The sequence below is a fragment of the Parasphingorhabdus sp. genome, assembly GCF_036963805.1.
In the GTDB taxonomy this organism is placed as follows: Bacteria; Pseudomonadota; Alphaproteobacteria; order Sphingomonadales; family Sphingomonadaceae; genus Parasphingorhabdus.
This window is the reverse complement of record NZ_JBALUN010000001.1, coordinates 1,135,493-1,161,509: the sequence shown is the minus strand read 5'-3', so window position 1 is coordinate 1,161,509 and position 26,017 is coordinate 1,135,493. Positions and strand designations below refer to the sequence as shown.

At 48.2% G+C, this 26,017-nt stretch carries 21 protein-coding genes; 18 read left to right on the top strand and 3 right to left on the bottom strand.

The genetic code is table 11. The features are described from left to right. Positions 1-20: 20 nt before the first annotated feature. The 15 genes from V7676_RS05590 to V7676_RS05520 all read left to right on the top strand — a co-directional run bounded on the left by V7676_RS05590 (position 21) and on the right by V7676_RS05520 (position 18,347). Positions 21-2,213 (top strand): GumC family protein, encoded by a 2,193-nt coding sequence (locus V7676_RS05590; protein WP_335658653.1) that lies wholly within the window; start codon positions 21-23, stop codon positions 2,211-2,213. A 25-nt stretch (positions 2,214-2,238) separates the two neighbouring features. Further along, a complete protein-coding gene (locus V7676_RS05585) occupies positions 2,239-3,417 on the top strand; it encodes a hypothetical protein (protein WP_335658652.1) in 1,179 nt (392 codons plus the stop codon). 704 nt (positions 3,418-4,121) lie between these two features. Then, on the top strand, positions 4,122-5,174 hold the full coding sequence (locus V7676_RS05580; RefSeq protein WP_335658651.1) for an SDR family NAD(P)-dependent oxidoreductase: 1,053 nt from the start codon (positions 4,122-4,124) through the stop codon (positions 5,172-5,174). Next, positions 5,174-6,289: a polysaccharide biosynthesis C-terminal domain-containing protein gene (locus V7676_RS05575; protein ID WP_335658650.1), complete on the top strand. Its 1,116-nt coding sequence runs from the start codon at positions 5,174-5,176 to the stop codon at positions 6,287-6,289. Before V7676_RS05580 ends, V7676_RS05575 begins: the two co-directional genes overlap by 1 nt. 57 nt (positions 6,290-6,346) lie before the next feature. After that, positions 6,347-7,501, top strand: a complete 1,155-nt coding sequence (gene wecB, locus V7676_RS05570; protein WP_335658649.1) for a non-hydrolyzing UDP-N-acetylglucosamine 2-epimerase — start codon at positions 6,347-6,349, stop codon at positions 7,499-7,501. A gap of 8 nt (positions 7,502-7,509) precedes the next feature. Further along, positions 7,510-8,175, top strand: a complete 666-nt coding sequence (locus V7676_RS05565) for a sugar transferase (RefSeq protein WP_335658912.1) — start codon at positions 7,510-7,512, stop codon at positions 8,173-8,175. After that, positions 8,168-9,175: a methionyl-tRNA formyltransferase gene (locus tag V7676_RS05560; RefSeq protein WP_335658648.1), complete on the top strand. Its 1,008-nt coding sequence runs from the start codon at positions 8,168-8,170 to the stop codon at positions 9,173-9,175. The genes V7676_RS05565 and V7676_RS05560 overlap by 8 nt, the downstream gene beginning before the upstream one ends. Further along, complete coding sequence (locus tag V7676_RS05555) at positions 9,169-9,855, top strand: PIG-L deacetylase family protein (RefSeq protein ID WP_335658647.1); 687 nt, start codon at positions 9,169-9,171, stop codon at positions 9,853-9,855. Before V7676_RS05560 ends, V7676_RS05555 begins: the two co-directional genes overlap by 7 nt. A 7-nt stretch (positions 9,856-9,862) precedes the next feature. Beyond that, positions 9,863-11,125: a glycosyltransferase family 4 protein gene (locus V7676_RS05550; RefSeq protein ID WP_335658646.1), complete on the top strand. Its 1,263-nt coding sequence runs from the start codon at positions 9,863-9,865 to the stop codon at positions 11,123-11,125. Next, on the top strand, positions 11,109-12,005 hold the full coding sequence (locus V7676_RS05545) for a sulfotransferase family protein (RefSeq protein WP_335658645.1): 897 nt from the start codon (positions 11,109-11,111) through the stop codon (positions 12,003-12,005). The genes V7676_RS05550 and V7676_RS05545 overlap by 17 nt, the downstream gene beginning before the upstream one ends. A gap of 47 nt (positions 12,006-12,052) precedes the next feature. After that, a complete protein-coding gene (locus V7676_RS05540) occupies positions 12,053-13,177 on the top strand; it encodes a DegT/DnrJ/EryC1/StrS family aminotransferase (RefSeq protein WP_335658644.1) in 1,125 nt (374 codons plus the stop codon). 770 nt (positions 13,178-13,947) lie between these two features. Then, positions 13,948-14,985, top strand: coding sequence for a hypothetical protein (locus tag V7676_RS05535; RefSeq protein WP_335658643.1), 1,038 nt, complete (start codon positions 13,948-13,950; stop codon positions 14,983-14,985). Between the two features lie 97 nt (positions 14,986-15,082). Further along, positions 15,083-16,177 (top strand): hypothetical protein, encoded by a 1,095-nt coding sequence (locus V7676_RS05530; RefSeq protein WP_335658642.1) that lies wholly within the window; start codon positions 15,083-15,085, stop codon positions 16,175-16,177. Next, the gene (locus tag V7676_RS05525; RefSeq protein ID WP_335658641.1) at positions 16,174-17,370 is read left to right on the top strand and encodes a hypothetical protein; all 1,197 of its coding nucleotides are present in this window, start codon (positions 16,174-16,176) and stop codon (positions 17,368-17,370) included. The genes V7676_RS05530 and V7676_RS05525 overlap by 4 nt, the downstream gene beginning before the upstream one ends. Positions 17,371-17,393: 23 nt before the next feature. Beyond that, entirely contained in the window at positions 17,394-18,347 is a 954-nt protein-coding gene (locus V7676_RS05520; protein WP_335658640.1) for an FkbM family methyltransferase, read from the top strand. Between the two features lie 905 nt (positions 18,348-19,252). On the opposite strand, the gene V7676_RS05515 is transcribed toward V7676_RS05520, so the two are convergent. From V7676_RS05515 to V7676_RS05505, 3 genes are all read right to left on the bottom strand, one after another. Continuing rightward, positions 19,253-19,882 (bottom strand): hypothetical protein, encoded by a 630-nt coding sequence (locus V7676_RS05515; RefSeq protein WP_335658639.1) that lies wholly within the window; start codon positions 19,880-19,882, stop codon positions 19,253-19,255. 88 nt (positions 19,883-19,970) lie between these two features. After that, positions 19,971-20,651 carry a hypothetical protein gene (locus V7676_RS05510; protein WP_335658638.1) on the bottom strand — a complete coding sequence of 227 codons (681 nt, stop codon included), beginning with the start codon at positions 20,649-20,651 and terminating at the stop codon, positions 19,971-19,973. Continuing rightward, positions 20,648-21,118, bottom strand: coding sequence for a hypothetical protein (locus tag V7676_RS05505; RefSeq protein WP_335658637.1), 471 nt, complete (start codon positions 21,116-21,118; stop codon positions 20,648-20,650). The genes V7676_RS05510 and V7676_RS05505 overlap by 4 nt, the downstream gene beginning before the upstream one ends. Before the next feature lie 645 nt (positions 21,119-21,763). Between V7676_RS05505 and V7676_RS05500 the strand changes: the two genes are divergently transcribed. The 3 genes from V7676_RS05500 (at position 21,764) to V7676_RS05490 (ending at position 25,954) form a co-directional block, all read left to right on the top strand. Then, positions 21,764-22,771: a hypothetical protein gene (locus V7676_RS05500; RefSeq protein WP_335658636.1), complete on the top strand. Its 1,008-nt coding sequence runs from the start codon at positions 21,764-21,766 to the stop codon at positions 22,769-22,771. A gap of 136 nt (positions 22,772-22,907) precedes the next feature. Further along, a complete protein-coding gene (locus V7676_RS05495; protein ID WP_335658635.1) occupies positions 22,908-23,384 on the top strand; it encodes a hypothetical protein in 477 nt (158 codons plus the stop codon). Then, positions 23,381-25,954: an LPD7 domain-containing protein gene (locus tag V7676_RS05490; protein ID WP_335658634.1), complete on the top strand. Its 2,574-nt coding sequence runs from the start codon at positions 23,381-23,383 to the stop codon at positions 25,952-25,954. Before V7676_RS05495 ends, V7676_RS05490 begins: the two co-directional genes overlap by 4 nt. Positions 25,955-26,017: the final 63 nt, after the last annotated feature.

Here is a 26,017-nt window from a genome sequence, read left to right as displayed (position 1 = left end):
ATGGTACACATAGTCTGCGTATGAACAACACTTCTTCTAGCGATGGTCAGGGCATTTTTACTGATACCGATCCCTATTCCGATATGGATCATGAGACACCAATATTGGTTCAATATTGGCAAGCGGCGCTGCGTCATAGGGTCGCTAGCGCGATCATCCTTGCTGCCTGTATCGCACTCGGCATTATTGCAACATTGCTAATGACGCCATATTATACGTCAACGGCGACGGTTGAAATTAATCGCGAACAAGACAAGGTGACAAATGTCGAAGGCGTGACGTCATCCGATAGCGCCGGGCAGAATCTTGAATTTTATCAGACACAATATTCGCTACTGGAATCGCGCTCCCTTGCGGAGCGTGTAGTTCGAGCCCAAAATCTTACTGCAAATGATAATTTTTTCGAAACCTTCAATGTCGATCCGGACAATAGTGGCCTTTTGACAGATGATTCCAAGACCCAATCTGCCACACAACGTAACTTGCGGTTCAAACTAGCCGCAGATATTCTGCAAGCACATATCAGTATATCGCCGATCCGTGGCTCTAGCTTGGTCGCGATTGATTTTCAAAGCCCGCGTGCAGCTCTTTCGGCGCAGATCGCCAACACATGGGTAGAGCAATTTATTGCCTCAAACCTTGACAGGCGCTTCAGCTCTACCGCCGATGCACGAAAGTTTCTCGAGGGGCAGTTAGCGGATCTCAAACAAAAACTCGAAGATTCGGAGCGCAATCTATCTGCTTATGCCGATAACAAGCAGATTATCACATTATCATCAGAACAGACGGCAGACGGGAAAACTGTGTCCCAAAAAACGCTTGCGTCCGCAAATCTGGAAGCGCTGAATTCCGCTCTAGCCATTGCTATTGCCGATCGTATCGCCGCTGAAAGCGAGGCGAGCGGGAGGGCTGGCAACAAAAACGCCCTTACCAATATTGCGCTTAATAATCTTCGTGAAGAACGCGCAAAAATTCAGTCCGAATATGCCAAACTGATGGTTCAGTTTGAACCCGAATATCCTGCCGCAATGGCGATTGCTACACAGATCAATGCGCTCGACAAGAGCATTGCGGCCGAAGAAGCGCGTTCCCGCACAGGCACGTCCGCACGCTATCAGGAGGCACTGGATCGCGAACAACAACTGCGCGCACAGGTTAATGGCCTAAAAAGTCAATTTAGCGGTGAACGCCGCGATTCAATCCAGTATAATATTTTCCAGCGTGAAGTGGACACTAACAGGCAGCTTTATGACGGGTTGCTCCAGCGCTACAAAGAAATCGGCGTGGCCGGGGTCGGAACGAATAATATTTCTGTCGTCGACCGCGCCCAGCCACCAGAGCGGCCATCAAGCCCAAAGCTATTGCTCAACATTGCTCTGGCGATACTGGCGGGCCTCGGTCTAGCTGCTGCCTACGTCTTCATAATGGAGCAGATTGATCAAACAGTGAAGGATCCCTCGGATCTCAAGTTCAAACTCGGGATCGCACCGCTTGGTTCAATCCCGGACTTGGGCAAAGAAGATATTCTCCGCTCTCTTGACGACAAAAAATCTGTCGCTTGGGAAGCATATCTATCGATCCGCACAAGTTTGGCGTTCCTCACAGATCACGGCGTTCCGCGATCATTCCTCCTGACCAGCACGCGGCCGAATGAAGGCAAGAGTACATCTGCGTTGGCCTTGGCAGCGGTCCTTGCCAGTACCAAGAAACGGATATTGCTGATTGATGGCGATATGCGCAATCCTTCGTTGCATAAAATGCTGAATGGCAAGAATGCAAATGGTCTCAGCAATTATCTGGCGGGAGATGATGATTTAGAGAATTTGATTAACCGTGATAGCCAATATGGTTTTGATGCGATGACCGCAGGCCCTATACCGCCTAACGCCGCAGAATTACTCAGCAGCACACGGATGTGTGAACTGGTCACTAAGCTGTCCGAAACCTATGATACTGTGATTATCGACGCACCACCTGTGCTGGGATTAGCAGATATTCCCCTACTTGCAGATTCTGTGGAAGGCGTAATTTATACTATTGAGGCGGGCGGCGTTAAGCTTCGGGGTGTTCAAGCGGCCATTCAGCGTGTCCGTAGTTCGCATGCGCATATTTTTGGAGGCATAGTCACGAAGGTTCAAGCCCAAAATAGTGGTTATGGTTACGGCTATGCGTATGAATATAGCTATGGCAGTAAGGGATCTGAAATAGCTTAGTCTGGCGATAATTAGGTGTCATACGATGATGAAGAATAGCATTATCTGGATTATTGGCTTGGTGATTGCCATAACGTCCGGCCTAACGGCTATGGGTGCGATAGCGAAAAGTAAAGCACCAGAGCTTGCCATCATTCTTTCCCCAACGAACGGATTTGCTGCTGAAAAAATAGCAGCAAATTCTATAAAAACTGCCATTGCAGGAAATGCAGGGCATTTTCCTGATGATGTTAATCCTAAGACTACCGAGTTTGCGCGGTCGGCCTTTATCGCCGAACCCGTGGTGCCTGAAGCGATCGCAATTCTTGGCATTGGCGAAGCAGATCAGGACAGACGTCAATTAATGAATAAGTCATTATTGCTCTCGCGGCGGCAACCCCTGATCACCGCATGGATGATTGCCGATAGCGGAGCACGAGAAGACCTGCCCGCACTTTTGCACCATTATGACACAATGCTGCGCACAAGCACATCTGCGGCGTCAGTTATCATTCCGGTGATGGCAGACTCTCTAGCTGATGATAATTTCATAGCGCCATATGCAAGCCTACTCGCAAAAGGCCCGCCGTGGGCATACCGATTTTGGGACGCAGTGGTTCGAAACACAAAAGTAATTGGGAACGCCGCACGCTTACGGGAGATGTTATATAATCCAAATGAAGATGAAGATATCTATCGCGATGCCAGTCTAATTGGTGCCCTGGCCAGTAATCAACAGTTTGAGAAAGCGGACTCCTTATACCAACTTTTAGTGGGTGATAGAGAAGCTGGCTCTTTGCTAAGAAACAGCTCTTTCGCGACGACGCCCAAATATCCTCCAATTGATTGGCAGTTATTCTCTACCGGAGAATACGGCGCAGTCGTCACCAATGGAAATCTAGCTTTAAGCGCTATCCGAAACTCCGGCGGGCTACTTGCTCGCCAACTCATCAAATTACCCCCAGCGGCAGTGACTTTGGACATAAAGCCCAGTGACCATATCTCTGACAATACGCGGATAAACGTTAGCTTGAACTGCGCCGAGGCGACGCAAGGTGTACCGCAAACCATTAGAATTCCGCTCCAAAGAGAAAGAACTAATCTCCAAATAGACAACTCGAAGTCTGGATGCAGCTATTATTGGCTTGATATCAATGGCCGCGCTTCGGAAACTGGGGATGGCTTTGACGTTAAACTAAATGAGGTAAATATATTTACTTCTTGAAAAACGTTGCCTCCCACCGAAAAGCTTTCGCCGTTTTCCAATGATTATTTAATTCAATGGAGTCATACGTATTTGGGCCACCTCGAAAGACTCGCTTTCGTCCGCGCCGGATTTCTGATTCAGTAGATTTGAACTGAGGAAAGATTTCACAATGTGGGTCAGCCAGGATTTTTTGATTTGAGCCGCCGTTATGAAGGTCTGGACGCAGCGGGTGAACCACTCACGCCGAGTGAAGAAGCCGCCAATAAGACCCGCTCAAAAGTGCGAGTACGAGTGAACATGTGTTTGGATGCCAGCACAGCATGGGCGACAAATTTGTGCATACCATCGGCATTTTGCGGGCGACCGCGAAGATAGGGATGCAAAACTGGCTTAGAACATGCGCCATCTGGTTGTGCTCGAAAGGGCGGCAATCGTCGCCACCTGACGCCGAAGGCTAGAAAGACAGGCTACATCAACCCAAATCGGACTGGAAGAAACCCAAAATGATCCGACTTCTGGCTCAATAAGGATATGAAATCACGATATCAGCCCGAAATCGGTTTAGGTCGAAGTGACCTTGAGTTTGGCGGTATCTGCAAGCCGAGCGTCAATCTTCGTCCTAGACAAATTATTGAGTATTTGATTTTTTGATAAATAAGGTGGTTTGAGGCACGGCGCTGCTATAGGTTCACTTTCTCTCACATAAAATCCCAAAAATGCTGATGACTGAATTATATGAATTGGAAAATTGCATGACTAGTGTACTAATTACAGGTGGTACCGGCTCGTTTGGCAAAACTATGCTACGTGGGCTTTTAGAAGAAGGCTACGAGAATATCCGCATTCTAAGCCGAGATGAAGAAAAGCAGGATGCATTACGGAATTTGCTCAATGATGCTCGGATCAGCTATTATATTGGGGACATCCGGGACCGTTTAAGCGTTGATCGCGCCATGCATGGAGTTGATGCAGTCTTCCACGCGGCCGCTTTGAAACAGGTGCCATCTTGTGAGTTCTTCCCGCTGGAAGCTGTAAAAACCAATATACTAGGTTCCGAAAATGTAGTCCGCTCGGCGATCGATAATAAGGTGAAAAGCTTAGTCTGCCTGTCCACCGACAAGGCTGTCCACCCCATCAATGCGATGGGGATTTCCAAAGCCATGATGGAGAAAATTGCTCAATCCGCAGCACGCGAGATTGGTAGCCACGCGGATACTATGATCAGTTGCGTGCGCTATGGCAATGTGATGTGTTCACGAGGATCAGTGATCCCGTTGTTTATCCAACAAATAAAAGCTGGAAAGCAGATTACCGTTACCGATCCTCAAATGACGCGATTTTTAATGCCCTTACGCGACAGTGTCGAGTTAGTGAAATTTGCTTTCGATCACGCCCGACAAGGGGATTTGTTCATAAAAAAGGCGGCTGCATCAACCATTATTGATTTAGTTACTGCCTTACTTGAGTTGTTTGAGGTCCCCGATCATGAAGTCCAGATAATTGGTTGGCGCCATGCAGAAAAACTTTATGAGACACTCGCTAGTACTCAAGAACTGTCCACCGCAGAGGATATGGGTGATTATTTCCGGCTTCAACTGGACACGCGTGATCTCAATTACAAACCCTATTTTGTCGAGGGCGCAGACACCTCCCTGGAACTGGAAGATTACCATTCGCACAATACCGAGCGTCTGAATGTGGAAGGAGTCAAACAATTGTTGCTATCCTTGCCAGAAGTCCAAGCCGAGATGAACAGCTGGAAAGCAGAACAGTAATGAAGGTAGCAATCACAGGTGCCAGAGGGCTTCTAGGCTGGCACAGCAGCGCACGACTACATGCGCAAAATTGTGCTGCTCGCTATCAGGGCAATCCCGAGCCCTACGAACTGGTGCAGATAAATCGCCAAGATTTCGCCGACACTTCTAGGCTGGCGGAAGCTTTGAACGGGGTCGATGTGGTGCTGCATTTTGCCGGCGCCAATCGCGGTGAGGAAACTGAAGTCGAACAGGCCAATCCACACATAGCGCGGCAGCTAGTTGCAGGCTGCGAAGCCGCTATAGTTTCTCCCCATATTGTCTATGCGAACTCCACTCATGCTACCCAAGATACATTTTACGGACGCTCCAAGCGGATTGCGGGGGAAATCTTGGCTCAGCATACGCTACGTTATACCAATCTGGTTTTACCGCATGTTTTTGGCGAATGTGCACGCCCCTATTATAATAATGTCACGGCAACATTGATCGACAAAATCTGGAAAGATGAGCAGCCGGACCTTAATCCGGAGGGTCGCGTGCAACTGTTGCACGCCGGCGAGGCAGCGCAAATTGCTATCGATGCTGCGCTTAAAGGCACTATTGGCGACCTGATCCCCCAAGGGCGAGATATATCGGTCGTCGATCTTTTTAAGAAACTGAGTAGCTTTCATGCGCTTTATACGAACAATATCTTTCCTAATGTGGACGACGCGTTCGACCTGGCCTTGTTTAACAGCTATCGCACAGCCGGTTTCCCCGAACATTGCCCAATGCCGTTGAAGGTCAATAGGGATCAGCGCGGTGTCTTGTTCGAAACCGCAAAGGGTGGAAATCAATCACAGAGTTTTCTCTCGACCACATTCCCGGGGAAAATGCGTGGCGATCATTTTCACCTCGATCTAATCGAGAGATTTTTAGTGGTGAGCGGCAAGGCTGTTATCCGCATACGGCGGGTGCTGGACGATGAAGTGCACAGCTTTCAGGTCGATGGAGATTCCCCTGTGGCAATAGATATGCCGCCATTGCACACCCACCATATCGAGAATGCAGGAAATGAGGATGTAATCACCTTTTTTTGGTCACACCATCTGTTTGATCCATCCAATCCTGACACATATGCTGATCCAGTGTAACGATAGATTTGTGTTTGATCTAATCACTTCAAGTACCCCATTTCTCGAGGAAGTTGCATGCCTAAATTAAAAGTGATGACCGTATTAGGGACACGCCCAGAAATTATCCGGCTCTCAAGAGTGATGGCTCGGCTCGACAAACATGTTGATCATAAAATTGTTCATACCGGCCAGAATTGGGATTATGAACTCAACGAGGTTTTTTTTAGCGATCTGGGAGTGCGCAAGCCGGATTATTTTCTGGGTGTGGATACTTCCAGCCTCGGCGCTGTGCTGGGCGGGATATTGGTTGAGACCGAAAAAGTGCTTAAGGCCGAGCGGCCGGATGCCTTACTGGTTCTAGGCGATACAAACAGTGCCATATCAGCAATCATGGCGCGGCGGATGAAAATCCCGATCTATCATATGGAAGCTGGCAATCGCAGTTTTGACCGAAATGTGCCGGAGGAAACAAACCGGCGTCTGGTTGATCACATCAGCGATTTCAATCTGGTCTATACCGAGCATGCCCGTCGCCATCTATTGAGTGAAGGCATACAGCATCGGCGGATCTATCTGACTGGATCACCAATGCGCGAGGTGCTGGAACACTATCGCACGCAGATAAATTCCTCTGATGTCCTTGAGCGCCTAAACCTTGAGCGTGGGAAATACTTTATCGTTTCAATGCATCGAGAAGAAAATGTCGATAGCAAACAGCGCCTTATTTCCTTAGTTGAAACCCTTAACCAGTTGGCAGAAGATTATAATGTTCCAGTAATTATCTCGACCCACCCTCGCACCCGCAATCGGTTGGAGGCTATAGAAGGACTTGTCTTTGATGATAGGGTGCGCGACCTTAAACCTTTTGGTTTTCATGATTATAATCATCTGCAAATGCACAGTTTGTGCGCGATATCAGACAGCGGCACTATCGCTGAGGAAAGCAGCATTCTCGATTTCCCGGCAATTTCACCACGTGATGCTATTGAACGACCGGAAGCGCTAGATACTGGCAATATCGTCAATACTGGACTTAATCGGAATACGATGTTGGAAGCGATCAAGATGGTTGTTGCCGTCGATGCGGACCGCAAAACAAGCGGCGAGCGTTGCCCAATTCCTGATGACTATCAAATCTCCAATACTTCTGAACGGGTGATCAAGCTGATCATGGGAACGGCCCGGCTGTCCAACGATTGGGATGGCATAAGAAAGCATGATTACGTGTAGTGGGTAAGATGATGACCAAGTGCGACCAGGAACCAGTAAAAATATCAGGCACCGTGACCCCCTATGCAGCCAGTTCGCTCAAACGGAGCCTCGATATCAGTATCTCCCTGATAACATTATTGATGGCTCTGCCGGTATTAATGATTTCCGGGCTATGGATCAAAATGGTAAGCCCTGGACCAGTGTTGTTTCGTCAGCAAAGGGTAGGATATTTGCAAAAGCCCTTTTCAATACTGAAAATGCGTACAATGCATTTGGGGGTCGAGAGTGATCTCGGTAACGTCACCATTGCCCATGACCCGCGTTTTTTTCGCGGCGCAAATTTTTTAAGAGCTCTTAAAATCGATGAACTGCCACAGGTTTTTAATATCTTGAAAGGGGATATGTCACTCGTCGGGCCGCGGCCAACGACAGAAGATGACTACCGGAAAATGACTCCTCGGCAGTGCCAGCGATCTTTGACCAAGCCGGGCCTAACTGGCCTAGCACAGATATCAGGCAATACATCACTAAACTGGCATCAACGGATTGTTTATGACTTGCAATATTTGGACAAGGCCTCTTTGATTTTTGATATCAAAATTTTAACCCTAACAGCCATCATGGTCGTATTAAGGAAAATTGCAACGCATCCTCCATCCCATGATGAATGGGGAGAAACTTTTGATGACTAGAATAATGTGCCTCGGAGGGAATATTGAGACTGAAATTGTCCTGCAGGGCCTAATCGGGCAACAGGCGCAAATCGTAGGCGTGTTTTGCGCCGATGATGCGCTGAAGACGGAAATCTCTGATTATGCTGACATCGCGAGCATTGCCCGTTCACGCGGGTTACCCTGCTTGCCGATCTCCGATATCAATAGTAGTGAAGCAATCGATTTTGCAGCTCAACAAAATGCTGACTATCTCTTTGTTCTGGGATGGAGCCAAATCATTGAGAGCAGAATGCTGGCCCAGTTCCCAAAAGGTGTTATCGGTTCCCATCCTGCGCCTTTGCCGTTCGGAAAAGGTCGGGCACCGGTTCCATGGACGATATTGCGCGGAGATCGTCGCAGCGCAATTTCACTGTTCAGGATGACAGAAAGAATTGACGAGGGTGCACTGTTGATCAGGCGTTGGTTCGATATTGGTGAGCGCCCCTATGCCATGGATGTCTATGATCTGGTAACGGCCAATTTGAAACGTGCATTTTGTGATTTGGCCTGTGACTTGGACAATGGAATTGAGCCAACAGTTAAACCAGCCGATCTAGAAGCTTCAATTTACGCGAGGCGCCGCCCGGAGGATGGCTGGATTAACTTCGACCATGATGCCGAATATATTGATAGATTGGTGCGAGCGGTCTCGCCACCCTATCCTGGCGCATATAGTTATCTGGATGGTACCAAAATTCGGTTTCTGCGGGCAGAGCCTGCCAACGAAACAGATCTGCAATATCATGGAGTAACCGGACAGATTTTGCGTAAAAGACAGACCATGCTTCTGATACAATGCGCAGATAGTCCGATATGGTTGGGGGGCAACAACCCAAATACTGACCGGGGTGATTCTCGTCCTATTTGCAAACTGGGGGACGTGTTTGGTTACCGTGCGGAGGACAAGCTGCAGATTCTCGAAAGCCGCATTACCCAACTTGAAGAGCAGCTCAAGGCTCTGGAGCGAATTAAATGCTAAGCAATGCCAAAAGATGTCTAGTGCTTGCGGCCCATGCTGACGATGAAACAATTGGCGTTGGCGGCACCATCGCTAAACTGAAAAATCAGGGGTGCCGGGTAGCGGTCGCTATAGCCACCGATGGAACATCCTCACAATATCATGGGAATCAGGAGGCCTTTCGCCGCCGCCAGATGCAGGCGGAGCAGGCCATGTCTATATTGGGTGTGGATGAGATCATCTATGGTCCATTTCCGGATATGCGTTTGGATGGAATACCACACATTGAAATCAACAAATGGATGGAATCCGTCATCTCAGATCAGGCTCCCGACCTACTAATGGTGCATCACCCAGCCGATGTTAATTTTGACCATAAATGCTTGTTTCAATCCGCGATGGTCGCATCACGCCCGACACCCGGCCAGTCCATACGCATCGTGCTATGTTATTATGTCAACTCATCAACCGAATGGGGGATCTTGCACCCCAATGAGAGTTTCCGGCCGCAGGTATTTGTTAACATCAGCACAACATTAAAGACCAAGCTTCAAGCTTTCTCGGCTTATAAAGACGAGTTACGCGATGCTCCTCATCCCCGCAGTCTGGAAAGCCTCGAAATTACCGCACGGTATTTTGGTTCTATTTCCGGCCATGATGCCGCTGAACCATTTACAATCGTGCGGGGGCTCTGGAAATAGATTTTTAATGAAAATTCTTATTGTTTATCGGCATTTCTGGCCGGATAGTCCGCCTTATGCTTCCCTGTTACGATCAATTGGCAAGCATTTGGTTGAGCGCGGCCATGAAGTGACAATCTGGTGCGAGCAGCCCTGCTACAAGGTTGCTGATCGCCGTCAGACCGTGCAAAAGGCAGAAATACTGGATGGCATAATGGTAGAACGTTTTGCTCGCTTGCCATTCTCCGGACGGGTGTCTGTGATGGCAACACTGGACAAGCTGATGTTTTTACCGCGCCTGCTTGGAAAGGCATTGCGCCGAAAAATATCGGGCGGAAATTATGAGCTGGTTTGGACGGCAACCATTCCGCCAGTGTTTCAGGGCTTGGTTGGACGCCTGATTGCTCGCCTGTTTCATGCCAGATTTCTCTATCACTTTCAGGATGTTTACCCCGAGTTAGGTCAGGTCATGGGGCTATGGTCGAAGGACGGTTTAATCGATAGGATTTTAATGCGTATTGAAATTGACAACAGACAAATGGCTGACCAGATAGTGACGCTCTCCGAAGACATGCTGGAGACGATCCTGAGGTTACCTTCCTCTGGACTGCGGGGTCGGGTTGCCATTATTAATAACTTTCTGCTCGACGATTTCGCGACGCAACGAAGGGATGTTGATCCAATAATCGCTTCTTCTGTCACCACAACGTCACATATACTAGACCACCGACGTATAGACATTATATTCGCTGGGAATCTTGGTATTTTTCAGGGCCTCGACAAACTGGTTGAAGCGATGCGCTTGATCCAAGACAACGCCGATAATATTCATCTCACATTTATGGGGGATGGGCAGGCCAAGCAACATCTACAATCTATGTCAGCAGACTTACAACGCGTACATTTCCGTCCATATCGTCCCTTTGCCGAGGCACAATATGAAATTGCGCGCGCAGATATTGGTATTGTATCTCTTAAACCCCGAATATATCAACTGGCCTATCCGTCCAAGACCCTGACCTATATGGGTCTTAGTCTACCGATTCTGGCTATTGTTGAACCAGACAGTCAGTTAGCACAGTCAATCGTGAACAGTCGGGTTGGATTTATCGCCGATCACAGCGTAAATAGCATTGCTGATGCCATGCTCACGATTAGTAAAGAAAAGAGTCAGCTACTGGCCATGCGAAAACGGGCCAATGGCTATTACCACAGCAACCTCTCAGCTTCGCATCAATTGTCATTATGGGCACAGATAATCAGGAATTTGGAAAATGACCGGAACGTTTGATTTCGTCCCGCTAATTATCATTGGTGCGGGCCGTTCCGGCACTAATATTCTGCGCGATTCCCTTTGCAAGGTAGATGGGTTGGTGACCTGGGATTGTGACGAAATCAATCCACTGTGGCGCCACGGCAACATTAACTGGCCAAATGACGAAATTCCTCCAGAACGCGCCAATGCAGGGATCAAGGAGAAAATTCGCTCCGGTTTTCAGAAAATTGCTGCCAATAAGCCGGATACGCGTTTTGTCGTGGAGAAAACCTGCGCCAACAGCTTGCGGGTTGATTACGTTCATGAGATCCTGCCTGAAGCGCGGTATATTCAGATTGTCCGTGATGGTGTAGATGTTATTGCATCGGCCAGCAAGCGTTGGAAGGGAGAGCTCGAAGTCGAAGCACTCCCATATTATTTGGCTAAATTGCGTTATACTCCTTGGCAGGATATTCCTCATTATGCAGCACGATTCCTAAAGAATCGCTGGATGATACTTTCCGGCCAGCAAGATCGTTTCGAAGTCTGGGGTCCGCGTTACCGAGATATGCAGCAAGACGGGAACCTACCTCTCATTGAAATTTGCGCTAAGCAATGGGCAGCCTGTGTTGATCGCAGCGATACGGCTTTTACGGCTATGGATGAGAGCCGATATTTGCGTATTCATTATGAACAGTTAGCCACTTCACCCGCTGCGGTATTTCGCAAGATATTCACCTTTTTAAATACTCCCGTTACCGATACCATGATGGAGCATATCATAAGTGATGTGCGAGTTTTTTCCATTGGCAAGGGACATAGGGTCTTGCAAGGGGCAGACGAAGTGATCGGACCACATATAAACTCGGCCTTACTCCGGCACGGTTACTCGCCTCTGCAAAACACGGGAAAGTAGATTTGGTAGAAAGCGCGTACTTCCTAACATCAACGAAAGACTGATTTATGCGTATCTGGCTGTCACGACCACATATGTCCGGAAGAGAGCTGGATTATGTTCATCAGGCCTTCGATAGTAACTTTATCGCGCCGATGGGCCCACAGCTTGATCAATTTCAGGCCGTAGTGGCAGAGTATCTGGGCGATAACACCCATTGTGTAGCCCTCTCATCTGGTTCGGCCGCGTTGCATTTGGCGCTTCGCATTTGCGGTGCGGGAGCGGGTGATGAGGTTTGGGTCTCTTCTATGACCTTTGCTGGAGGGGTGTTTCCGATCCTCTATGAAAATGCTACTCCGGTCTTTGTCGATCTTAGCCCGGACCATTGGACCATTGATCCAGATTTACTGGCAGAGGCCTTGGCCGAAGCAAACCGGAATAATCGGCTACCCAAAGCCATAATTCCGACAGATCTATATGGTCAAAGTTGTGATCTCGCACGGCTTGAACCACTAGCGGAAAAGTATGGAGTGAAGCTCATAGTTGACAGCGCAGAGTCGCTGGGCGCAGCCTATGCTGACGGGCGCAAGTGCGGTACGGGTGGAGACGCATCCATCCTGTCCTTCAATGGCAATAAGATTATTACCACATCTGGTGGTGGAATGCTCTGCACCAAGGATAAAAAGCTAGCTGAGCAAGCTATATTTTTTGCTACTCAAGCGCGGGATTCGGCTCCGCATTATCAACACAGCACTTATGGATATAATTACAGGATGAGTAATATCTCTGCTGCGATTGGGCTAGGCCAGATGGAAGTGCTTGACCAAAGGGTTGCAAGGCGACGCGAGATCTTTCAAAACTATCAGCAACGCCTTAACGTTCCCGGCGTTGGCTTTATGCCGGAGCCTGATGGCTGGCACAGCTCACACTGGCTTAGTGTTATCACTATCGACCCGCGTATATGTGGGATAACGCGAGAGGACGTTCGATTGGTATTGCTGGAAAAAGAGATCGAGAGTCGGCCGCTATGGAAACCCATGCATCTGCAACCGCTGTTTACCGGTACCCGCTATATCGGTGAAGGATTTGACACCGGATTGTTCGACACCGGATTGTGCTTGCCGTCGGGAAGTGACATGACCGAGGACGAGCAGGATGAGGTCATCGAGCGGATTCTGGTCGAACTACGCTAATTGTTAAACGATGAAGGTGATTCCCTCTGGCCTCCGAATGCGTCGGTTCGCAAGACTGTATTCACTGGGGCCAATATATCGTTAGGACAGCAACTCATCGATTAAGCGACTGGGAAATGTCGCAGCTTCCTAGAAATTGTAGAAACGAAAACTCTTAGGTGCAAAATATCTGAATGGATGCCTGAGATTGTCCGTCGTCAGATCATTTGAGACATACTGCATTTTAAAACAGGCGAATATTTGGTTCCATCAGTTGGTTGATATTATGCGGCTATCTTGCGGTGATACAAGCGCCTTTGTTCCATAGTTTTTCGTCAGATCATCGATATGCGAATGCCAGTTAAAATACTGGGGTGGCAGAAATTGGAGTGGTGTCCCGAGAAGCTTGGGTCTGGCGCGGCTTCTTACAATAGAAAGCAACAGCTTACCGGCGCGCTATTCATGCTCTTTAAAATCGCGCCGCACTTCAGTCATAACTGCACTTTATTTTGAGTGAAGATATACATCCCTCCCACGTTGCCAGTGATTCCAGCGAAGTATATTGAAGTCGTAGCTGAACTTGAAATTTAGGTGCCCGCTTATCCAAGCCAACGGCATTGATCGCTTATTCCCGACTTGTAGCATTAAGCCGCATCGGCTAGTGGATTGTTCGGCAAACTTAAATGACTTGCTCGCCTGATTTTATTTAGTTGAAGCGGTAACTTAGTTCGAGCGAGAGTATTCAATGAATATCAGTCGTGCAAGTTCGCGATAAAGTACGGTGTTTTGAAATGATAAGACAAGAGAAGCGCCTTCTGCTTTTATGTAATGGTTCAAAGCAAAAAACAACTGGGCGACTTTTTACTGCATTATCTGGTAAGCTGTCCAAAAAATATAGCGTAGAAATTCATCTGCGTGATTTTCCTTCAGGCATATTAAGGAAAATCCCAATCCTGATTCGAACGGAGTTCGTGAACTGCATTCGCGTTTTGAAAAGCGATGTGCTTATTCTTCATAGTGCTCTGAGTCTTTCTCTCTTTACTATTATTTTTGCTCGGTTGACCGGTCGAAAAGTCATTGCGTTTATATGGGATTTTTATCCGGCCTCTTCTCGATTGATGGGGAACATCCGTAACCCAGCGCTATTGTTTCTTTACGGCCTCACTGAAAAGTTTGCCTACTCTTGCGTTCATATTTTGCTTGTTCCGACACAGGACTATGAACGGTATCCAGATATATTTCATAGAAATAATGTGAGACTGTTCCCGCTTTGGCCTTGTGACCCAACCATACCTATCCCGAACAAAGAACTTTCCACGACTGAATTATCGATAGCATTCGCTGGACAAATTAATGCGATCAGAGGATTGACTCCTACCGTCCAATTTTTGCTAAATTCCACAACAAAACGTATCGTTCTTCATATATTTTCCGCAGATCCGATTGCTGATGATCTCGCTAACTTTTCCAAGTCGCATCAACGGTTGGACATTATCCATCATGGTTTCGTTAAACCTGAAATATTGCAACAAAAGCTATCTCAAATGAATTTTGGGCTAGTGTCGCTTGATCCAAATTTTCGCATGCCATCCTTTCCATCGAAGATCATGGCGTATTTGTCTGCAGGTATTGCAGTACTTTACGATGGGCCCAAAATGCCTGGATTGGAACGAGTGCTCTCTCAAAACAACATTGGCCTAACCGCAGAGCAGCTTACAAAATTGTCGCAATTACAAATTGAATGCTTCCTAACTGAATTTCCTCAGGCGCGTGATCGCTATTTCGCTTCCATTCAGATGTCATGGTCAGAATTTGATAATTTTCTATAACCTTTGGGTCGGGCTTACGTTGTTAGCCTTTTACTATGGACCGATTGACTGGCCTGGCTCTAGTAGTCCAGACGCCGCGCTTTACACGATTGTCTGCATGGCAGCTTTCAACATCGCCGCAGCGATCCCAGCAGTGCGGAAAGACGCCGTTCCCCGTGCAGCACTGCCTTTTCCTAGATCCTCAAGGCTAGCATACATATTCATTGCCGCTTTTTTTGTAGTATCAATGCTTCAGATTTTTACCATAACTGGAAAAAATCCATTTTCTATCCCCTCTTACAGCTTGGATTTTGGCGAGGTATATGCAGATTTTGGCGAAAATCTTAAGCTCCGAACAACTGGACCGTTGGAGGTCCTGATTACGCTTATAAAGGCGGTGATGTTTCCTTTCGTCATCATGATATTCTTTAGCCGATTCAAAACGGACCGACTCGCCATTTTCTTCATTTTGCTACCGCTTGTGATTTCCAGCTTGCTTAGAGGTACCGACAAAGAACTAGTGGACTTGTTAATTCTAGTCGCCGTCGCCGCATTTTACTATGGAATGATAAACTGGCGCGTGATCCTTTACGGCTCTGTCGTACCGGCCCTTCTCATGCTGTTTCTATTGCGCCGGATCGGCCGATTCGCCGGTAGCGTTCCAAACTGCCTTCCTCAATCCGAAGTTTGTTTCAACTATTCTAGTCCGGTCGCCAAAATTTTTGGGCCCGATATGGAAGTGCTTTATGTGTTTTTGACTAATTACGTTAGCCAAGGATATCAAGGTTTAACATATGCTTTAACGCTACCATTCGATTTCAACTTTTTTGTAGGACATTTACCACCTGTAAAGCGAAGTCTCTGCCTTATTTCTAATATTATTTGCGACGCACCAGAATATCAAGATAAGCTAACGGCTATAGGATGGGATACCACAACAAAATGGCCGTCCGCCTATACTTTTATTGCAAACGATTTAAGCTTCTGGTTCACTCCACTTTATCTGTTTGCTCTCGGCGTAATATATCGCAAGGCTACGTTATTCTGGAAAAATGAACGCGACATTGCCTCTCTTGCAGCCTTACTACTAATTTCGCAATTCATGTTATTCTCGTCTGCCAATATGCAGGTAGGCATCAACTTAGATTGGTCCTTCGCTACGATAATATTTCTGTATTTCGGTTTATTCCGGCGAACGAGGATAAGCCATTGAAAGCTTTTATCGGACGACATGGCCTTGGAGCGAGCTCGCTGGTCTTAGCTTCGGCGACGCGCGCCCTCGTCGCACTTACCGTCAACATACTGATTTTTTCGAAATTGGATGATGAGAGCGCGGCTGCATTTTTCCAGCTATTATTCCTACAGTCCGCATTTATCGCATTTGTTTCAGCATCAGGGTACGTTCGTACAGTAAGAATTTCCAGCGAACGCGGTGATTTGGAAAACAACCTGCGCTATTATATATTATTTATCTTCGGCTCTAGTGTTGCTGCGCTTTCGTTACTAATTATTTTATTACCAGATGGTTATATTAGCAGTAGCAACAGCGAGCAGTTCATAATCAGCATATTACTAATCATAGGTGGTGGCGCTACTGCCCTGAATGGTGTTTTGCAGGGATCGGTAATCCTGAGTGTGGGAAAGCAGCGTACCTTCAATAAGATAACAATTGCTAACCTGTTGTCACTCGTCGCAGTCGGACTCGCTTGGGTCGCCCCAGGGGTACTTATGGTTGCCACTGTGTGGGCTCTCAGCCAAACTCTTGGCGCAATCATAATATTGTCGATGGTACCAGAGGCCAGGGTGGTCACCAAAGCCGCTTTGTCCCGTAAATCCACGAAGACGGGCGAACTTGCGCTTTTTAGTGGCCTTGTAAATACAGCTTCTATCTTAGGGATGTTTGCATTTCGGGAGTACTGGAAAACAGAAGTTCCAATAGCTACTGCCTCATTTGTATTTTTTATAATTAGAATTTCAGATATGTCTCTGCAATTAATTTATACGTTAGTAGCATCAACGCCTAATGCAGTTAAAAGGTTTAGAGATTTTTGCGCAACTTCTCGGTCTATATTTTTGCTGACTATCATTGCCGTAATTAGCTTCTTGGTTTTTTACTATCTCGACGGACTGCAAGATGGGACTAATAATGACAAACACATTATAATCTTTGCAGAAATTAGTTCTCTCCCCCTCAGACTTTTCTCATCAATCACATTAGTTTACTTGTTGTACGAAAAAAGCATTGCCTGGTATTGTTGGGCCATTATTATCTCTATGCTTTGTATCTTAGTTTGCTATTTTTGCGATTATGTGATTTTAAATAGCCTAGGACTACAATTTTTAATCTTAATAATGGCCCTTGCATTGACGTCCTTCGGCCTTATTCGGCAAAAAATTCGTTTGTAATTGAAAGCATATTGGGCTCTACAATGAACATTCACAAAGACGAAATACAGCTACTTGACATCGCAGTAAGTAAAATGCAGAAACCTCGTATTAACCGATTTTTTATGTATTTCACCGATATTGTGATGCATCGATTTTTAATCAAATTTCACAAGTTTGTGACTTTACCCGTTGGCACCTTCTGGGGCGGTAAGTTTTCAGCGGTTCTTCCTGAAGCGGTATCAAGCGTTATCGCTCGCTGTGGATATTTTGATGAGCCCGTCTGTCGAGCGATGTTGCTTACTGTGCGACCCGGCGATGTTGTGCTCGATATCGGCGCTCATTTTGGTTTTTTTTCCCTACTTGGCTCACACCTCACCGGTCCCGACGGATGTGTTATCGCTATCGAGGCTATGGATAGCACCTATCGGCAATTGAAATCTAACATTGACGCGAACGCCGAGTATACCAATGTGCAATGCCTTGCTATGGCAGCTGGGAATACAGAGGGAGAGTTAACATTTAACGATTATGGTCTGCTTTTTTCCAGTCTTAATTCAGCGTTCGCAGCGCGCGGCCCAAACAAAAATGCAGCGGAGCAAGGCAAGACCGTCATAAAAGTTCGGATGAGGCCGCTTGACAAATTAATTCAGGAAATGAAACTACATCGCGTTGACTTTATGAAAATCGATACGGAATCCAGCGAACATCTGGTGCTTGAAGGATTGTCTCATACGCTCTCATCATACCACCCGCTGATTTCTTTGGAAGTCAGCGATGCCAGCCCAGCAGAAACCGAGCATACAGCAAAGATTTTCGCGATTCTCAAGAACCATGGCTACGCCGCACATAGGATTATCAAAGACCATATAGTACCAGTCCCCGAAGGATCAAAAATCGGATATGACAATTTTTTGTTCGCGCGTCCGAATGATAGCCGATTGAGGACGATTGGAACGCAATCCCTGCATTCGCCTCTACGGTCGCCTGTTATATGATTCCGGGCATCACTCCAAGAAACTGAGTTGGCTCCTACCGCAGACTGTTTCATCCGCCCATTCGGGTGGGCTGAGACCATAAAAATTGGAGATGTGGGCAGAAATGCGCCCTCATTCAAACTCTGCGCGCTTGCGGCAAAAAGCCTACCCAATTTATTGTGTGTCACTCAGCGTAAATGGTACTGAACCTAGCAGATTCCATTAATGCTAGCAGCCCGAAAAACTTAATTCTCATGTCGGAGAGGTTCATGGCTTCATGGCTGTTAACACAGTTGGACAATATGCCTTGCGCAGCGGTCTCGATAGATTCATTTCTTCCTTTCTGATAAAAATATTGATCGGGGATTATTGAACCCTCCCTCCGTTACCACCGTCTACGGTCGGCGACAATAAATGCAGCAAGGGACGAAGGTTTGTTTCGGTCTCCCTCAGTGTCGCGAGTTGCGCAGCGAGTTTGATATTTTCAAAATAAACATATGCGGTGTTATGATAATATTGGCCAAGCTTCGGCCGGTGTTTATTGTGAACGCCCGGGATAAATCCGTTTTCGCGATTGCAACTAAAGCCAAGCCACCGATTATCAACGTGCTCTGCTGCATGATTGCCGCAATATGGTGCAATAAAGCCCAATCTTGTCTTCATTTCATGATAGCTTATCTGGCTCACCTTCCTAAGGCCCTGGGCCTCTCGGATGCCGATTGTCATTATTAAATAGCTGTAACGGTACAATCAAAGCGTCGGTGTTCAGGAAACGATCTAAAACCTGAGGAGTTTCCATTATCTCATGATTGTCGCGCGCACGTTTACTGATTAGCTTGTTGACCACTATTACTCTCCAAATATAGGGATCGTGAGAAACGTGGTCAGTTAGTTTTTGCCGTTAGCGACCCATGCCGCCGATCTGGTCAAGGCGAAGTGTGAACTCGAATTTTCAGACCTTGATGAAAGAATTTGAGCGGTTCGCTCTCGACGTCTCCGATCGCACCCGATTGGATTAAATCCTCTACGCGGGAAGCAGCTTGCAGCATTTTTGAGGAACCGATCTCGGTTCTATGTCCATTTTTCCGCAGCAGTTTTTTTCCGCGCCGAAAGATGAAATGGCAGTTTTGATCAGGTTCGTCTTCTACCCCCCACAGTCCCAGTAAGCTATCCTCATTCTCAAAGACAATCCCACAGCGGGAGTGAAGCCGGATCCGGTTGCCATCGTTAAACACAACGACAATCAAGCCGGTGGGCGTGTACGGACCATGGCTGCGAAAGCAAATGTGAATAAGGTCTCGACCACTACGCTGCACGCTCTCGCACATTAGATCCCGCTCACCGTCAGAAGGCGTAAAACCGCCCTGAATAAGCGGCTCGGGTGCGTTGAGTTCGTCGCTTGGGCGACCCGTGAGCGCCACGGAGAAACCAGCAACGAATGACCTCATGTCCGCAGTTATCTGTGGGTTAGAGCTAATCATCGAACGACGTATAACTTCTGCGAAGGCTGCTTCAAAATCATCTTCCTGGCGGTCAGTTCCATCCCAGATCCACATATTTCGTCTCCTTAAGACCCTTTCCATAGCAAACTGAAAGCAGATTGCAAGTCTTTAGGGACACGTGTCTCCGAAATATTATATCGGCTTATCGGCGGTTCGTTCGGTTTATGCCAGGTCGGTAACCCGGTTCGGCCTGTTGCACTTCGATTTCGCGGGCCAGTGCCTGGAGCTCGTCGCCCGGAATGAGGCGTCGCTCGCTGATCCAACGCCATGCGGCACGACCCATCTGGCCGATGTCGATCACAACGCGTGGTCCCGGGTGAGCAAGATCATCTTGTGCTGACCATAATTCCGCGAGAGTATGGCGTTGGAGCCAGCGCAAACGATTAGGTTCGGTGCGCATAAAACCGTGTTCGTCAATCAGTTCGCACAGGTCTCCTGTCGCGCAGACCGCTATACGATCGTTTTTAGCGGGGACCTTTCCAGTCTCAATAGCGTCTAGGATCACCCGCATTATCTCAAGTTCGTTGCTGGCAGCAATTGCTACCGCGATTCCGGGTCGAAGCTGCGCATTGACAAGCGCGAGTGCGGAAATCAGCCGGAAGCACTGGCGTAGGGTATAACCTTGGCGCAGTTCAGGATCCTCCTTCATGCTGGTTGGCCAGTCATGTCTCCCGAGCTGCTTCAAGCGCGCACGGAGTTTGGTGCGTATGGCTACATCAAGATCAGGATAAAGCGAAAGCGTCTCAGCTTCCGGTGGCGTCGTGATCGCTATAGTCGCAAGGTCCTCAAGATAAGCGGATGCGAGCCGGACGGTTTTGTTCATGATCGCCTGTTCCTTTCAAATTGTCGCCATATTGGCGCTACATGTGCTTTGATCCATCCATCGGCGAATGGGACGATGGACTCGATGATAGCCTCAGAAGCGGCAAAACCGGGTTTGGCTAGCTCAGCCAATGGCTTCCCGAGTAAGGATGCTTGATAGGTATTGGGCATAATTCCCGGGCATTCGAAGATACAGTGGTTGCGGCTATGCTCGCGATAGGTCCACCGAAGCACTTCGCTTTTTCTTTGTTCGATGTGCACAAGAAGCCGGCCGTGCGCGCGACTGATAGCAACGACTTCAAAACCGGTCTCAGTTCGGATTTTTTTCGGTACTTCATCGCCATATCCAAGAATGGCAGCCGCGCGTTTTTCAATTCGCTCCTCCAGTTGTGCATCGACATAGTCAGGCAGCAAACCGACTCGATCGAGAAGGTCAGCAAGTGGATGCGACACCCATAACTTAATCAATCTTGTTCCCCTTTTGCGCGCGATACCTCTCAGACGTCATAGCCGCGAGAATTAGATAAGCGATCCCAGGCAACAATAAAAATGCAAGTGCAGACAAGAAAACTATGACTGGTCACGACAAGCTCTCCATGGCTGACGTGACATCAGTATAATGATTTCCTCACAGGTCTGGTTGCTAGATCTCAGGTGTCGCATGCACTCCTACGTGTCTATAATTTATACTTGGGACCCAGTTTATCGACTACACAAATAGCGCCAATTCAAACGCGCACACAGCAATTCTAACATACGCTAGTTGCAATTGACTGGCCTCAGTTGGAAAAACCACCTGCGCTGGCTTCGATAATTACGCTGCCCGTACAAAAAAACGCTCGCTCCGAAATTGAATGATGAGGCTTTTGAGCTATACGGGAAGTTGCAAGCAATGGGTGCGGCGCAACGGCCTCTCCTCTGAACTTACAATTGCTTGGCGACCCTAGGGCGAGCCCCGGTTGACCTATGGTCCAACTCCACACGCTGGAGCCTAAGCGCACGTCGCCAGGCGAAGCCGAGTGATAATTTCCAAAAAAATTATTCACCATAACCTTTGGGTGTTTTTTTACCACGTCCTATAACCTTTAGATAACTATGTAATCGAGGTATATTATGGACAAAAACTATCTGAATGAGAACGCCAAAAGCCAAGTCTCACCGCCTGCTACTAAGAGAAAACCCCTATCAAAAGCTGCAAAAGAACGTCGCCGTATTAAAAAGCTGCAGCGCCAATATCCGACGGGTAAATTCTCTCAAATTGGTTCTGACCCTGAGCCAAGTTTTCCAGATTTAGCACCGGAAGCCAATGCCTACATTCTCAACGAACTTCGCCGAACACTGCGGTCCGGAAAGACGGCTTACGGGAAAAACATGACGAAGGACGTCATGGCAATCTTTGGTCGCTTGCCCAACAATGAACCTGCTGAACTTGAAAACTGGATCAATTGGCTTTGCCGGAACCGCGAAGAATTGATCAGCGGCAAATATTCGCCCGGTAAGTTAAATGGTGCAGCTCAAGGGAATGAAGGGAGTAGCGCGGGACCGGATGATGGAAACTCGCTGCCGTCGGCATTGTCGGATATGTACGATCCACTTCCCGACCTAGGCAACGCCACAAAGAATTTGACATTAACCGATGACGCCCCAACCCCAATAGGTGCAAATGGCTCGCCTGGTCAGGACCATGACCAAATGAAAAAAAATCTGACCGAGGTGGAAGAGGTCAAGCCTTCTGAAGGCGATCCAATGCCAACCGTAGTTCAGGATCATGGGTTGGAAACTTTTTGCGAAGCGCCCGGCGATATACCAAACCAAGTTGCTCGTCATGCGTCTGGTGATCTTGCCGACCAACCGCATATCAAAAAAGTGGAAGCTGCTGTCGACGGATCAGTCGCTAAAATACCGGACAAATTCGACTTTTATTTCAAGAAGCAAGATGCTGTCAAAGCAAACAGATTCTTTGGAAGCATCCTCTTCAACGACAGTCTTGAAAAAGTCCTTGAGAACGCTCTCGCCCTGGCATCCGACAAAGCGGCCGTTGACGAAGTTTTAACCCGAGGCCCGAAAGAGCGGGAATATCTAATCACAGCGATGCGCGATCTACAGGTCCCTTTACCATGAGAAACCATGGCAAAAGGGGGACTAATCGTAAGCAGGATGGAGGTGGGTTCCCCACCTGTAACGGCATCGTGTCGCTATCGCTCCGTGACGCCGGTCTTCCAACAGAAGGTCTGTTGTTTTTGAACGGAGAAAATTCGTGAAGAAGAAGCGAGGTGAACGCCATCGTATTTCACTCGACGTCACCGAGCAAGAGATGCGCAATATTGACAGCGCCCGAGGAGCACGAAGTCGTGCCGAATTCTGTCGGGAACGGATTATCCTATCCCAGGGATTTGCCGACCCATCCTTTGACTGGAGCGCACGAATATTTGGGACATTGGCGGTGATTTCCAAAGATCGATGGGATAATCTGCTGAAGGTTGGAGATCTTATGACATTAGCGCATGTGACGTCCCAAAATATTGATCGAAGCGAGCAAGACAGAAAGCTCTTGGAGGGAACGTTGAATGAAATCCGTGACGCACTTTCCGGGATTTTTGTAGAAGCTAATAAGCAGAGGCTGGCGATGGAAGCGCTGCTAGAAACGGCTGAGAAATTCATACCCTACCAATTGCTCACCAACGAAACACCTGGACACACAGAACAGGCCAATTGGCATCGGCCGCGCAAATGATCATTCGCATCTGGGATTATACCAAATCCGCTGACGGCCTGATTGGAGGTCAGGCCCTTCAAATCAAAGCATTTGCTACCGCGAATGCGTGCGCGCGTTATATCATGGGCCTTCAACTTGCGGCGCCCGAACTGGAAGCCGCGAAATTGGCAGGCATCGTTGCTCAATATATGACTTCAGAGCAATTGGAATCCGAACGCATTCAGGCGCTTTACATGTCGCATCTACCGAGATCGAACCCAGAGGATCAAGCAGCAATGTTTGCTGTTCATGCGGCTAGTGCCGGCATTGCCCGTCTCCGGCATATTGTTTGGAGCCACAGTATCGAAGAGCGTGTCGATCCGTCAATGATGGCAGAGCATCGTCAAATTATCGCAAAGGTATTACAGGTCGAACCATGTCCCGCGATCGGTTCCGATCACGGCGACACTGATTATGATCACCACCACGAGGCGGTAATTACGGTTGACGCAGAAACTGGCAATCTCGTTGAATTTGGTCAGGGCTGGTGGAAGGAGGCATCGCAAATTGCAATTGCCATTTGTGAGTTTCGCTCTGACCTGACCTCTGAACCGAACCGTCGTTATGTTGCCGATGAGACCGGAGTCTATCATACATTTTCCGACATCAAGGTAGCCGATGCGGATGGTCAGATAATTCGCGACAGCAATGGCGCTGCGGATCGCAATATTGTTCTCGATATACAAAAAGAGCAGCGTAAATTTGAAATTACCAATGAACCGACTGAAAGAGTCGATCCACAGAATCTGTGGGACCTGACGCGAGCGGTTGAAATTTTAGCCAAGCCAAGGATCTTAAAAGCCCAGTCTTGGGACGAGGTCCATCGAAACTTGGCCCGTGTGGGCCTTCGCTATGTCGAGGCACCTGGCGGCGCCAATTTGGAAGCAGTCCAGTTTGGTGACGATTGGGCCGACAGAACCCTTGCAGCAAGTGCTGCATATCCCAACGCTGCATTTGGTAAACTTTCGAAACGACTTGGCCCTTTCGAGCCTGCTGCAGATGGAATGGTCGTCCGGCCATTTGTCATGCCGCGTTACAATACGCCAAGGGGTGAGAAAGTTGACGGACAATATCGCAAGCTTGCCCGCGAGCAGTTTGCACAGCTCACGGATGACCTTAAAATTGCCAACACGACCGCGCAGACCGAGATTTACAATGCTGATCTCGGAGAGAAAACTAATGAAGCGATCAAGCTTCAGGCAGCGCGGGCCAAATATGAACGGGAAACTGCCAAAGCAGTTGCCGAGAGCATATCGATCAAGAAGAAATCGAAATCGTCAGACCGCTTCACAATTCCTGAGGAAGATGACGTCTATGCGACGCTGTCACCGGACGATTCATCGTGGACCCGCCTTCGCAGGAAGAAACTGGACGAACAAGACGAATGGGAACGTGTATACAATAAACGCAGAACCGCGACTGGGACGGAATATTTGCGCCGTGGGCGAATAGCGTTCGTCGAAACCGAAAATCTGGTCACTATGCGTTCAAGGTCGACTCAAGCAAGAATTGATGCGCTTAAACTGGCCCAGCGAAAATTTGGCTCTGTCAAAATCATGGCAAGCAAACGAGAGACGGCCAAATTGATTGCACTTGCCGCGGAACATGGAATCCCGCTCGACGCATCACATCGCGAGCTTGCCGAGCAGCACATGGCTAAAATTAAATCTGACCCGCGCAGTTCGGTTGCGGAGCGCTGTATCCGCAACAAAAACGCCCTTCGCGACCTTTTGAGCCTTAGCTCCGCAAAGAAAAAGGACAAAGCCAATCGTGATTGGGACCTGTCCGATATGGATGACTTACGGCAAGATTTGCTGCAGACAAGCAGCAGCATAGCAGATGAAAGAAATAAAGGCGTAAATCCCAAGGGCGATCCGGATAAAGAGGCGATGCGGATTATCGATCGAATCTCTCGAAACGAACTGACCTTGAGCTCCTCAAGATATCGCGACGCCGATCTCCCTTACGCTGACGATCCTGTGCTTCAAAAAGCCTTCGCAAGATCCCCCTATCTTTTGGTGCGCCAAAAAACTCAAATCGCGCTTGAGGTGCTCGAACGGATTGAACTGCAAAAGCGGCGCTGGATATGTGCTGCGATAATCTCAGGCCGGGTAATCGTGAACGGCGACACGCTCACGTCTTCCAACACGGCTGACCAGCGGGCTGCCGATTTTTACAAGGCCCAATACCCCGACCCTACATTTCGGCGGATGTTGGTTATTGCCCAGGCAAGGCCGGAACGTTTTGCAGGCCAAGCGTATCAACAAGCCGAAATCAGAGTTTGGCAGGACTTGTGCCAAGAGGAAGACAGTCCAATGCGAGATCTCCGGTTGCAATTTGCAGCGCGTGAAATGCACCGTATCACGCCTGCGGAAGATAGAGCGGCGCTTCTCGCCCAGCTTAGCGAGGCGGATGCAGATAATTTGCGCAAGACCCGTGCATTATTCACGGGTGTCCACCTCGATTGGCCGGCTAAAAAATCTGGCAAAAAGATGAACAGGCGGCCCGCAGGCAACCTGATTGATGGTCTGACTGACCGGGGTTTCTAGACAGATGCTCCTTCAGAAAAAAATACATTGAAGTGCCTTGCCGGTGAAGCCGGCAGGTGAGAG